13 protein-coding genes are annotated in these 12,393 nt (G+C 59.3%); 10 read left to right on the top strand and 3 right to left on the bottom strand.

Annotated features, from left to right (window positions below; translation table 11 throughout):
* Both CKF42_RS02200 and ytfQ read right to left on the bottom strand, forming a co-directional pair.
* A partial coding sequence (locus CKF42_RS02200) for a sugar ABC transporter ATP-binding protein (protein ID WP_111207378.1) occupies positions 1 to 1,230 on the bottom strand: 1,230 nt, incomplete at its 3' end.
* 63 nt (positions 1,231 to 1,293) lie between these two features.
* On the bottom strand, positions 1,294 to 2,250 hold the full coding sequence (gene ytfQ, locus CKF42_RS02205) for a galactofuranose ABC transporter, galactofuranose-binding protein YtfQ (RefSeq protein WP_046101772.1): 957 nt from the start codon (positions 2,248 to 2,250) through the stop codon (positions 1,294 to 1,296).
* Between the two features lie 685 nt (positions 2,251 to 2,935).
* Between ytfQ and ydgT the strand changes: the two genes are divergently transcribed.
* The 10 genes from ydgT to CKF42_RS02255 all read left to right on the top strand — a co-directional run bounded on the left by ydgT (position 2,936) and on the right by CKF42_RS02255 (position 11,385).
* Entirely contained in the window at positions 2,936 to 3,151 is a 216-nt protein-coding gene (gene ydgT, locus CKF42_RS02210; RefSeq protein WP_046101771.1) for a transcription modulator YdgT, read from the top strand.
* A gap of 109 nt (positions 3,152 to 3,260) precedes the next feature.
* Complete coding sequence (locus CKF42_RS02215; protein WP_009090340.1) at positions 3,261 to 3,704, top strand: DUF2569 domain-containing protein; 444 nt, start codon at positions 3,261 to 3,263, stop codon at positions 3,702 to 3,704.
* A gap of 123 nt (positions 3,705 to 3,827) precedes the next feature.
* Positions 3,828 to 4,409, top strand: a complete 582-nt coding sequence (gene rsxA, locus CKF42_RS02220) for an electron transport complex subunit RsxA (protein WP_003853423.1) — start codon at positions 3,828 to 3,830, stop codon at positions 4,407 to 4,409.
* A complete protein-coding gene (rsxB, locus tag CKF42_RS02225) occupies positions 4,409 to 4,987 on the top strand; it encodes an electron transport complex subunit RsxB (protein ID WP_009090345.1) in 579 nt (192 codons plus the stop codon). The genes rsxA and rsxB overlap by 1 nt, the downstream gene beginning before the upstream one ends.
* The gene (rsxC, locus tag CKF42_RS02230; RefSeq protein ID WP_111207379.1) at positions 4,980 to 7,472 is read left to right on the top strand and encodes an electron transport complex subunit RsxC; all 2,493 of its coding nucleotides are present in this window, start codon (positions 4,980 to 4,982) and stop codon (positions 7,470 to 7,472) included. The genes rsxB and rsxC overlap by 8 nt, the downstream gene beginning before the upstream one ends.
* Entirely contained in the window at positions 7,473 to 8,531 is a 1,059-nt protein-coding gene (gene rsxD, locus CKF42_RS02235) for an electron transport complex subunit RsxD (protein ID WP_111207380.1), read from the top strand. It abuts the gene before it with no gap.
* Positions 8,532 to 8,534: 3 nt separating this feature from the next.
* On the top strand, positions 8,535 to 9,167 hold the full coding sequence (gene rsxG / locus CKF42_RS02240) for an electron transport complex subunit RsxG (RefSeq protein ID WP_058956538.1): 633 nt from the start codon (positions 8,535 to 8,537) through the stop codon (positions 9,165 to 9,167).
* Positions 9,160 to 9,864 (top strand): electron transport complex subunit E, encoded by a 705-nt coding sequence (locus tag CKF42_RS02245; RefSeq protein WP_009090356.1) that lies wholly within the window; start codon positions 9,160 to 9,162, stop codon positions 9,862 to 9,864. The genes rsxG and CKF42_RS02245 overlap by 8 nt, the downstream gene beginning before the upstream one ends.
* Entirely contained in the window at positions 9,861 to 10,493 is a 633-nt protein-coding gene (gene nth, locus CKF42_RS02250) for an endonuclease III (protein ID WP_009090357.1), read from the top strand. The genes CKF42_RS02245 and nth overlap by 4 nt, the downstream gene beginning before the upstream one ends.
* A 160-nt stretch (positions 10,494 to 10,653) precedes the next feature.
* Positions 10,654 to 11,385 carry an HPP family protein gene (locus CKF42_RS02255; RefSeq protein WP_111207381.1) on the top strand — a complete coding sequence of 244 codons (732 nt, stop codon included), beginning with the start codon at positions 10,654 to 10,656 and terminating at the stop codon, positions 11,383 to 11,385.
* A 55-nt stretch (positions 11,386 to 11,440) separates the two neighbouring features.
* On the opposite strand, the gene CKF42_RS02260 is transcribed toward CKF42_RS02255, so the two are convergent.
* A complete protein-coding gene (locus CKF42_RS02260; protein WP_111207382.1) occupies positions 11,441 to 12,136 on the bottom strand; it encodes a CTP synthase in 696 nt (231 codons plus the stop codon).
* Between the last annotated feature and the right edge of the window lie 257 nt (positions 12,137 to 12,393).

Below are 12,393 nucleotides of genomic sequence, written 5' to 3' on the forward strand. Positions count from 1 at the left end.
CTTCTGCTGGTTGCCGCCCGATAACAGCTCTACCGGCTGCTCCGCGTGCGGTGTGCGGATGCCGAGACTTTTAATGAAACGGTCGGCAATTGCCTGCTGCTCGCGCTTTTTAATCGGGCGTAGCCAGCCACGCTGCGCCTGCAACGCTAGGATGATGTTTTCGCGAACCGAGGCCGCGCCAATAATCCCGTCGGTCTTCCGATCCTCCGGGCAAAAACCCATTCCCAGCTGTGAGGCTCTGGCCGGGTTGGTAATGCGCTGCACTTTACCTTTGATCTTCGCCGTGCCGCGATCGGCGCGCCGGATGCCAAACAGCACTTCAGCGGTTTCGGTGCGTCCGGATCCTAACAGCCCCGCCAGCCCGACCACTTCGCCGGGGCGGACCGCCAGGTTAAAGGGTTCAATGGTGCCTTTTCTGCCGTAATCTTCAAACGAGACGACCGGCTGATTGCTGCGCAGCGTGCTGCCCTGCCGCTGCAGCGCCGTCTCCAGCAGTTCGCGTCCCAGCATCAGCTTGATCAGCTCAATCTGCGGCAGCGTAGCGGTATCGCGGGTGGCAATAAACTGCCCGTTGCGCAGCACGGTAATCCGATCGGTAATGCGGTACACCTGGTCGAGAAAGTGGGTAACAAAAATCAGGCTCATTCCGCGGGCTTTCAGCTGCGCCATCAGGGTAAAAAGCATCTCCACCTCGCTGGCGTCCAGGCTGGCCGTTGGCTCATCCAGGATCAGCACTTGCGCCGAGAGATCGACCGCCCGACAGATCGCGATAATCTGCTGCATCGCCACCGAATAGTGGCCCAGCGGACGGGTGACATCGAGCGAAAAACCGTAATTGCGCATCAGCGCATCGGCATCACGCACCATCCGGCGGCGATCGATCATACCGAAACGCCGTGGTTCACGGCCAATATAGAGGTTATCCGCCACCGACATGTTCGGCAGCATATTCACTTCCTGATAGACGGTGCCGATGCCCATCTCCTGCGCCTGCGCGGTGTTGTGCGGCGTAATCGCCTCGCCATTCAGGATGATGGTGCCGGCATCCCGGCTGTAGACGCCGGTCAGCACTTTGATCAGGGTCGATTTACCGGCACCGTTCTCACCCAGCAGCGCCATGATCTCCCCTTTGCGGATATCGAAGGAGACGTTGTTCAGTGCTTTGACGCCGGGAAACCCTTTGCTGACGCCGCTGATGGACAGCAGCGGTGCTTCATTTTGCGTGGTCATTCTGCTCACTCCGCCTGGTCATAAAAAACCGCCCCACAGGGCGGTCTGCGGCTGGTCTGCGGATCAGTAGCCCATGCCTTTTTTCCTCTCCAGCTCCTTCTCAGCGTCAGCAGGCAGGAACAGTTTCGACTCGGTCTTGATCACTTTTGGCGGCAGCGTGCCATCTTTTTTGAATTTCTCCAGCGCATCAAACGCCGGGCCAGCCATGTTCGGCGTCAGCTCCACGTTGGCATTTGCCTCACCCGCCAGCATCGCTTTGTAGATATCCGGCACCCCGTCAATCGAGCCGGTCAGGATATCTTTGCCCGGTTTCAGACCCGCCTCTTTAATGGCCTGAATGGCACCGATCGCCATATCATCGTTGTGTGCATAGACCATGCAGATATTCTTGCCGTTGTTCTCCGCCTTGATGAAGCTCTCCATCACCTCTTTACCTTTACTGCGGGTAAAGTCACCGGACTGAGAACGGATCACTTTAATGTTTGGATGGTTGCTGATCGCTTCAGCAAAGCCTTTCTTGCGATCGATCGCGACGCTGGCCCCGACGGTGCCCTGCAGTTCCACCACGTTACACTGCTTGTCGCCGACGGTTTTCACCAGCCAGTCACCGATCAGCTTGCCCTCCAGCACGTTATCCGCCGTAACCACCGCCTGATAAAGCGACTTGTCTTTCACGACGATGGCCCGGTCCAGCAGATAGACCGGAATTTTGGCGTCTTTGGCTTCTTCCAGCACCGGTTCCCAGCCCGTCTGCACCACTGGCGCGATGAAGATGGCATCCACGCCCTGCGCGATGAATGAACGTACGGCCTTGATCTGATTCTCCTGCTTCTGCTGTCCGTCGGCGATTTTCAGGGTGATGCCGCGTTTTTTCGCTTCGCTTTTCGCCACATTGGTTTCCGCCGAGCGCCAGCCAGATTCTGAACCGACCTGCGAGAAGCCGACCGTCATGTCTGCCGCGAGCACCGGGCCGGTTAATGCGGCGCTGACCAGCGTGGTCAGAAGTAAACGTTTCCACATAGTTTTCATTCCTCTGAAGGGCGTTTGCTGTTTAGGGTAGAGAGCACGCTTAGCCTGGACTAAAAAAGGGTGCATAATGGCGACGCGCCTCACAAAACAGAGCAATTTAAAGGAGTTACGTGTAACCACAGGGGGTTGCTGGCCGTGGCGTTATGGAGAGAACTGCTGAGAAATAAAAACTTTGCGGTTAAATAATTGTAATAAACAGAATCGCTTATGTGTAATGGTGCTGGAAACGATTACAGCCAGGCGTACAAAACGGGTTATGACGCTGAGCCGCAACAAAAAACAGGTTTTGTGACTGCCCGCACAGTCGCCTGCTGACACTGTCCGGGAGCGAAACGTTTCTCTGACGATCGCGAAGAGGTTCAGGATAATGCTGCAGTAAAAACCGCGAAAAAAAGCCACTGACGGACGATTCGCCCCGTGAGCGCAAAAACCGGCTTTTATCGTGGCAGGCAAAGCGGTTTTTTGCCGCTTCTGCCGTTGAGGATGAAACATTCACGCGCAGCCAGAGACGGGGTAATGGCTCAGGACAGTGGTAAAAAAATAAAACTACGAATTTTCATTACGTTTACGGTGCGTTAGTCTGATTTTCACCTTTTCTTACCTGCCCGATCTGGACAGGCAAGGCCCGCCCCCTATACTGAGCACTCCTTTGTTACTTCTATCTGTTATGGCAATGATGACTGCGCACGATTACCTGCTTAAATTCCGCAAAGTAAATAATTCAGACAGTCTGGAAAAGCTTTTCGACCACCTCAACTACTCACTGACGAATGATATCGAGATCATCAACATGTATCGGGCTGCCGACCACCGGCGTGCTGAGCTGGTCTCCGGCGGACGCCTGTACGATCTCGGCTGTGTCCCGAAAACAGTGTGGCGTTACGTGGTCTGACTTTCTGCTGTTAACCGCTCTTTTACCCCCTGACCTGTCCGGATGGGCGAGCCCTTCCGGACATGTTATCCTGCTGCGCTTCGACTCTCCGAGACAGGAATAACTCCCGATGAATGAACAGGTTGCTGCGCCACGTATTGGCGGCTGGCTTTTGCTGCCGCTGGCCTGGCTGATAATGACTCTGTTAACCACCGTTCTGGTGCTGGCGATGTATCTCACCCCGCTGTTCAATGCTGAATGGCGTGTGGCGCTGTTTTCGCACGGCAGCACACTCTTCTCCTACTGGGCCATTTCCCTGCTTACGGCCGTCGCGGTCTGGGCCTACAGCCTCTGGATCAGCTGGCTGTTCTTCAAGCGGTCGCATCGCCTGCCGCGTCACTACCTGCTCTGGCTGCTGATTACGGTGCTGTTAGCGCTGAAAACCTTTGCGTTCACGCCGGTTGCCGACAGCCGTGCGCTGCAGACGCTGCTGTTATCGCTGCTGGCCGCGGCGGTTTTCGCGCCCTATTTCAAACGTTCAAAGCGGGTGAAAGCGACCTTCATTGCGCCGTAACGCTGTGAGTTATGTCAGGAATTTAATTCTGAGTGCGGTCTGCCGCTCTGCCGATGGCGCGGGTGTTGAGATACGCCGCGCTATCAATGATAATAAGCCGCTTTCTGGCTCCCAGGCGAAAAAATGACCGATTATCTGCTTCTCTTTGTTGGCACCGTGCTGGTAAATAACTTCGTTTTAGTGAAGTTTCTCGGCCTCTGCCCTTTTATGGGCGTTTCCAAAAAACTGGAAACGGCGATTGGCATGGGTCTCGCCACGACTTTCGTGATCACGCTGGCCTCGATCTGCGCCTGGCTGGTCAACCATCTGATCCTGCTGCCGCTGGATCTGGTCTATCTGCGTACCATGGCCTATATCCTGGTGATCGCCGTCGTTGTGCAGTTCACCGAGATGGTGGTGCGTAAAACCAGCCCGTCGCTCTATCGTCTGCTGGGGATCTTTTTGCCGCTGATCACCACCAACTGTGCGGTGCTGGGCGTGCCCCTGCTGAGCGTCAACCTTAACCACACCTTTATGCAGGCCGCGCTCTATGGCTTCAGCGCCTCTATCGGCTTCTCGCTGGTCATGGTGCTGTTTGCCGGTATGCGTGAGCGGCTGGTGCTGGCCAATGTTCCCGCCCCGTTCAAAGGTAACTCCATCGCCCTGATTACCGCGGGCCTGATGGCACTGGCCTTTATGGGCTTCAGCGGGCTGGTGAAATTCTGATGACCGCGATCTGGATTGCTATTGCTGTACTGAGTGCGCTGAGCCTGGTGTTCGGCGGCCTGCTGGGTTACGCCTCGCGCCGCTTTGAGGTGGAAGAAGATCCCATTGTTGAGCAGATTGATGCCGTTCTGCCGCAGAGCCAGTGCGGCCAGTGCGGCTATCCTGGCTGCCGTCCCTATGCCGATGCGGTCGGTAACAACGGTGAAGCGATCAACAAGTGCGCGCCGGGCGGTGAGCAGACCATGCTCAAGCTGGCGGCCCTGCTTAACGTTGAACCGCAGCCCATCGATGGCGACGAAACGGCGAAAGAGCCGGTGCGCACCGTGGCCTTTATTGATGAAGCCAACTGTATTGGCTGCACCAAATGTATTCAGGCCTGTCCGGTGGATGCGATTGTCGGGGCCACCCGCGCCATGCACACCGTGCTGAGCGATGTCTGCACCGGCTGCGATCTCTGTGTCGCCCCCTGCCCGACTGACTGCATCGAAATGCGTCCGGTTGCCACCACGCCAGCTAACTGGAAGTGGGATTTGAATACCATTCCTGTACGGGTGATCCCGGTAGAAACTCATGCTTAATCTGTTTAACTTCCTGAAAAAAGAGAAGGTCTGGGATTTTCAGGGCGGCATTCATCCGCCCGAAATGAAAACCCAGTCCAACGGCACGCCGCTGAGCGAACTGCCCCTGCCGGACCGTTTCGTTATTCCGTTAAAACAGCATATCGGCCATGAAGGCGAGATCTGCGTGGCGCCTGGCGATAAGGTGCTGCGCGGTCAGCCGCTGACGTTTGGAACCGGCCGTATGCTGCCGGTTCATGCGCCCACCTCCGGGGTGATTGATGCGATTGGCCAGCACATGACCGCGCATCCTTCCGGTCTGTCCGAACTCTGCATCTTTATGACGCCCGATGGCGAAGATCGCTGGGTGCCGCTCGATCCTCTGCCTGACTATCGCCAGCATCCGCGCGCCGATATCGTGCAGCGCATTCACGATGCGGGCGTGGCGGGCCTGGGTGGCGCGGGCTTCCCGACCGCCACGAAACTGAAAGGTGGCCTGCGCGGGGTAAAAACCCTGATTATCAATGCGGCAGAGTGCGAGCCTTACATCACCGCGGACGATCGCCTGATGCAGGATTATGCCGCCGAGGTGCTGGAAGGCAGCCGCATTCTCGGCTGGGTGCTGCAGGCTGAGCGGGTGCTGATCGGCATCGAAGATAACAAACCCGAAGCGATTGCCGCCCTGAAGCAGGCGCTGGGCAGTGAGCGTGACCTGCAAATCCGGGTGATCCCGACCAAATACCCCTCGGGCGGTGCCAAGCAGCTGACCCGCATCCTGACCGGCAAGGAAGTGCCACACGGCGGGCGCTCAACCGATATCGGCGTGCTGATGCAGAACGTTGGCACCGCGTGGGCGGTGAAGCGCGCCATTATCAACGGCGAACCGATTACCGAGCGCGTGGTCACCCTGACCGGTGAGGCGATTGCTCAGCCGCGTAACGTCTGGAGCCGTCTGGGTACGCCCATCAGTCATCTGCTGCATCAGGTGGGATTCACCCCTGCGCCGCGCCAGATGGTGATCATGGGCGGTCCGCTGATGGGCTTTACCCTGCCGTCGCTGGATGTGCCGGTGGTGAAGATTACTAACTGTATTCTGGCGCCTTCTGCCAGTGAGATGGGCAACAACGACGAAGAGCAGTCCTGCATTCGCTGTTCAGCCTGTGCCGATGCCTGTCCGGCTAAGCTGCTGCCACAGCAGCTCTACTGGTTCAGCCAGGGCGGCGATCACGATAAAGCGCGCGCTCACCATATCGATGACTGCATTGAGTGCGGTGCCTGCGCCTATGTCTGCCCGAGTAACATCCCGCTGGTGCAATATTATCGGCAGGAAAAAGCGGAACTGCGCGCCATCGATCTGGAAGCCAAACGCACGCTGGAAGCGAAAGCGCGCTTTGAAGCGCGTCAGGCGCGACTGGAGCGTGAAAAACAGGCCCGCGAAGCACGCCATGAAGAGGCCAAGCAGCGTGTGGCTCGTACGGATAACGGTGAACTGGCCGCCGCAAAAGCGCGGGTGAACGCGCGTCCGGCTGCCCAGCCGGATGAAGCGACGCTTGAGGCGCAGCGTGAAGCCCGCCATGCGCAGGCGCGTCTGCGTCAGGCCGAGGCGCAGGCTGAAACCCAGCCGGTCACGCGTCAGACCACCGATCCGCGTAAAGCGGCGGTGGAAGCGGCGATTGCCCGCGCCAGAGCGAAGAAAGCGGCACAGCCGGAGGTGGAAACAGCGCAACCGGCTGCTGAAGTCACGCCAGTTGCACCGGCCGAAACCGATCCGCGCAAGGCCGCTGTGCAGGCCGCCATCGCCCGCGCTAAAGCGAAAAAAGCCGCGCAGGCGGACAATGCGGAAGCGTCCACGCAGGCTGTCACCGACAGCGCCGCAGACGCACCGGCTGAAACCGACCCGCGCAAGGCCGCCGTGCAGGCCGCCATTGCCCGCGCCAAAGCGAAGAAAGCCGCGCAGGCGGACAATGCGGAAGCGTCCACGCAGGCTGTCACCGACAGCGCCGCAGACGCACCGGCTGAAACCGACCCGCGTAAGGCCGCTGTGCAGGCCGCCATCGCCCGCGCCAAGGCGAAGAAAGCCGCGCAGGCGCACAATGCTGAAGCGTCCACGCAGGCTGTCACTGACGGCGCCGCAGACGCACCGGCAGAAACCGATCCGCGTAAAGCCGCCGTGCAGGCCGCCATTGCCCGCGCCAAAGCGAAGAAAGCCGCGCAGGCGCAGCACGCTGAACCCGCTACGCCCGTCACCGACAGCGCCCCTGAGCCCTCACAGGCGGAACAGGAGGCGGACGCCGCGTCACGCGACGCCGCCGCGCTGGCGACCGCCGCGCATTTTGCGGTGGAGAAAGCGGAGCAGGCTCAGGAGCAGGCAAACAATGCGAATGCCGAACCTGAACAGGCACCTGAACTGAATCAACCCGATGATGCGCGCAAAGCCGCTATTGCTGCCGCCATCGCCCGTGCCAAAGCGCGTAAAGCGCAGTCGTCTACGACGCTTGAGGATTAAATGGCTTTTCGTATCGCAAGTTCTCCCTACACCCACAATCGCCGCAGCACCAGCAATATCATGCTGCTGGTGGTGCTGGCTGCGCTGCCCGGTTTTGCCGCACAGTGTTATTTCTTTGGCTACGGCACCCTGTTACAGGTTTTACTGGCGACGCTCACCGCCTGGCTGACCGAAGCGGCGATTCTGCGGCTGCGCAAAGCGCCGGTTGCCAGCACGCTGGCAGATAACTCAGCGCTGCTGACCGCCGTGCTGATCGGCATCAGCCTGCCGCCGCTGGCACCCTGGTGGCTGGTGGTCGTCGGTACGCTTTTTGCCGTGGTCATTGCGAAACAGCTGTATGGCGGGCTGGGTCAGAACCCCTTTAATCCGGCAATGGTTGGCTATGTGGTGCTGCTGATCTCCTTCCCGGTGCAGATGACCAGCTGGCTGCCGCCCGATACCCTTCAGGCGATCAAACCCAGCCTGCTCGACAGCCTTAGCATGGTTTTCCGCGGGCATACCCTGGCGGGCGATACCATGCAGCAGCTGCAGATGGGTGTGGATGGCATCAGCCAGGCGACCCCGCTGGATACCTTTAAAACCGGCTTACGCGCGGGTCACAGCGCTGAACATCTGCTGGCCCAGCCGATTTACAGCGGCGTGCTGGCGGGTCTCGGCTGGCAGTGGGTCAACGTCGGCTATCTGGCGGGCGGCCTGTTCCTGCTGTGGAAAAATGCTATCCGCTGGCATATTCCTGCGGCGATGCTGCTGTCGCTGGCCGTCTGCGCCACGCTGGGCTGGTTCTTCTCACCGGACTCGCTCAACAGCCCGCTGATCCACCTGTTCTCCGGTGCCACCATGCTGGGCGCGTTCTTTATTGCGACCGATCCGGTGACAGCCTCAACCACTAACCGGGGCCGCCTGATCTATGGTGCACTGATTGGCCTGCTGGTCTGGCTGATCCGCAGCTTCGGCGGCTATCCCGATGGCGTCGCCTTTGCCGTGCTGCTGGCGAATATCTGCGTGCCGCTTATCGATTACTACACCCAGCCGCGCGTTTACGGCCATCAGAAGGATTAAGCGATGCTGGAGACGATTCGCAAAAATGGGGTAACGCTGGCGATGTTTGCCGCGATCACCACCGCGGCGACCGCCGTGGTGAACACCGTGACTAAACCCACGGTCGAACATCAGACGCAGTTACAGCAGAAAAACCTGCTGGATCAGGTGGTTCCGACCACGCTTTATGACAATAACATTCAGCAGGATTGTTACGTTGTCACCGATCCGGCGCTGGGTAACAGCGCGCCCCATCACCTCTATCTGGCGCGCAAAGGCGATCGGCCGGTGGCTGCCGCACTGGAGACCACCGCGCCTGACGGCTATTCTGGTGCCATACAGATGCTGGTCGGTGCCGATTTCCAGGGTAAAGTACTGGGCGTGCGGGTGATTGAACATCATGAAACGCCCGGCCTGGGCGACAAGATCGAACTGCGGATTTCTGACTGGATCAACAGCTTTAACGGCAAAGTGGTTCAGGGACCCGGCGATAAGGCCTTTGCTGTGAAAAAAGATGGCGGCGAGTTCGATCAGTTTACCGGCGCCACCATTACCCCGCGCGCGGTGGTCAATGCGACCAAACGCACCGCGCTGTTAATGAAAACGCTGCCGGAGAAACTTTCTTCGTTACCGCAATGTGGAGACGCAAATGAGTGAAGCTAAAAGTCTGCTGGTTGGCGGATTGTGGAAGAACAACTCGGCGCTGGTGCAGCTGCTGGGCCTCTGTCCGCTGCTGGCGGTCACCGCAACGGCCACCAATGCGCTCGGCCTGGGGCTGGCGACCACGCTGGTGCTGACCCTGACCAACAGTTTTATTTCGGCCTCGCGCCGCTGGGTCCCCTCGGAAATCCGCATCCCGATCTACGTGATGATCATCGCTTCGGTGGTGAGCTGCGTGCAGATGCTGATTAACGCCTATGCCTATGGACTCTATCAGTCGCTGGGGATCTTTATCCCGCTGATCGTGACCAACTGCATCGTGGTGGGCCGTGCCGAAGCCGTGGCCTCTAAAAGCAGCATTCCGCTGGCGGCGCTCGATGGTTTCGCCATCGGCATGGGCGCGACCTGCGCCATGGTGGTGCTGGGCTCGCTGCGCGAAATTATCGGCAGCGGCACCCTGTTTAACGGCGCCGATCAGCTGCTGGGGCCGTGGGCAAAATCGCTGCGCATTGAAGTGGTCCATTTTGATTCGCCGATGCTGCTGGCCATGCTGCCGCCTGGCGCGTTTATTGGCCTCGGCATGATGCTGGCGGGCAAATACCTGATCGATCAGAAGATGAAGCAGCGCGCGGCACTGCGTGCTGAAGCCGCGGCCAGCGCCGCACCGCAGGGCGCAGCCGGGAAAGCCGTGTGAATCAGACGAAACGCACCGAGATCCTGCGGCGTCTGCAGGAACATAATCCGCATCCGACCACCGAGCTTCACTTCAGCTCGCCGTTTGAACTGCTGATTGCGGTCCTGCTTTCCGCGCAGGCGACCGATGTCAGCGTCAATAAAGCCACCGCGAAACTCTATCCGGTGGCCAACACCCCTGCCGCCATGCTGGCGCTGGGAGTGGATGGCGTGAAGTCCTATATCAAAACCATCGGCCTGTTTAACAGCAAAGCGGAAAACGTCATCAAGACCTGCCGCATTCTGCTGGAACAGCACAACGGCGAGGTGCCGGAAGATCGCGCGGCGCTGGAAGCGCTGCCGGGCGTCGGCCGCAAAACCGCCAACGTGGTGCTCAACACCGCCTTTGGCTGGCCAACCATCGCTGTCGACACGCATATCTTTCGCGTCAGCAACCGCACCCGGTTTGCTCCCGGTAAAAACGTGGAGGAGGTCGAACAGAAGCTGCTGAAAGTGGTTCCGGCGGCGTATAAGGTCGATTGTCATCACTGGCTGATTCTGCACGGCCGTTACACCTGCGTGGCGCGCAAACCGCGCTGTGGCTCCTGCCTGATTGAGGATCTCTGCGAGTATCCTGAAAAAACGGACTGACCCGCTGCGGCGGGTTTTTTATCGTCTGATTGCCCTCTGCGTCTCTCTCAGCCACCGCCCTTGCTGCCGTTCTGAATAACGTCACAGTTTGTCGGGTTGTTACCTCACTGTTGATGATGGAAAATCGCCGCCCCTGACGATAAGAAAATGTTATGATCCGGTGAGTAAAGCAACGAATGAACGGCCTCCTGCTGCGAGGCATCCTCTGCGCCAGTTCCTGGCGCGACTCTGGCCGCACCCGCTGGCGGTCACGCAAAAGCATATCCTGTTCGCCGCGCTGGGCGCCGGCTGCGGATTGATGCTGACCAGCCTGCTGAGCCACTGGATGCTGGGTGAGCTGAACCTCTGGTTTGTCGCGCCGGTCGGCGCCTCGGCCGTGTTACTGTTTGGTGTGCCCGCCAGTCCGCTGGCGCAGCCGTGGGCCATCGTCGGCGGCAACAGCCTGTCAGCGCTGGCGGGCGTGACCGTCAGCCTGCTGATCCCCAATCCGGCAATTGCCTGCGGCGTGGCAGCCTGTGTGGCGATCCTGCTGATGTTTCAGCTGCGCTGCCTGCATCCGCCTGGCGGCGCGGTGGCGCTGACCGCCATTCTGGGCGGACCTGCGGTGCAGCAGCTGGGCTATCAGTTTGTTCTGACGCCGGTTCTGCTCAACTCCCTGACGCTGGCGCTGCTGGCGCTACTGTTTAATAATCTGGCCGGTCGCCGCTATCCGCATCCGCTGGCTCCCGCAGAGAGTAAACCTGAGCCGGTGGCGATGCCGGTGCCGCTGACCCGCGCCGATCTGCATCAGGCGATGCAGGGCGGTGAACTGCTGGATATCGATGAAGAGGATCTGCAGGCCCTGCTGCTGCGCGCTGAACAGATCGCGCAGCGCCGCCAGCTGAATCGCTGACGGTTATCATCGCGCCCGCCCGGTTATCCGTGACGGTGTCACCTGATGATGCCTGTCAGCGCTGCGCCAGCGCGGCCTGCATCCACGCGACCACCAGCGGAGCGTCCTTCTCCTGCAGGGCGGCGCGCTCTGACTGAAACAGCGTCGCGATAAAGAAAGGATGGTCGGGCAGCTCAACGCCGCGCACCTCACCCGCCTCATCCCAGGCGGTAATGCGCAGCGTGTTCTCGCCCAGTGCAGTACTGAATGCCGGGTTGACGCCAAAGTTGCAGTGATAGCCTTCATCGCTGCTGAGCGCCCCATAGGCCTGGGCGATACGGGAGTTCGCTTCAAATCTTACTGTGCCGCGCTTCTCCACCAGCGAACAACTCAGTGGCGTAATCACCTGTCGCCCGCCCGTCTCTGTTTCGGCGTGACGCGCATCCTGCCACTCCAGCACATTGCGCGCATATTCGATGACCGCATACTGAAATCCGCCGCAGGAACCGAGGAAAGGTTTGCCGCTTTCCCGCGCCCGGCGAATGGTGTCGAAGACACCCGCGTCATTATGATAAGGACTGCCCGGCACGACCCAGATAGCATCGCTCTGCGCCAGATGCGCCTCGCTAAGCTGTTCAGTGGGGATCCATTCTGCTTCCGCAGTGATGTTCAGCCGACGGGCGGCACGTTCAATCGCAAGGGGAATAGCCTGATGGGCAACCGCACTGGCGCGGTAATCACCGACCAGTGATAAACGCAGGGAGGAGGACATAGCGAGTTCCTGTAAGGGGAAATTGAGAGGCTACAGGAATGTGAATATTCTGTCGAGCGCGCTCAGCAACACGGGTTTTCGTACCCGCCAGCCCCGCGCAATCGATTTCTTGTTTTACTTTCTGAAATAAATCGCCGTTTTGTGTTCCGGATCGTCACCCGGACGCTTTTTCATCAATGCGGCAGGCTTAACGTTTTAATTTTCGGCAGATCGCCTGGTAAATAGCCATCTTCTGCCGGTTAGTGCTGCTGAATTAT

This window comes from Pantoea sp. ARC270 (assembly GCF_003236725.1).
Classification (GTDB): Bacteria; Pseudomonadota; Gammaproteobacteria; order Enterobacterales; family Enterobacteriaceae; genus Pantoea; species Pantoea anthophila.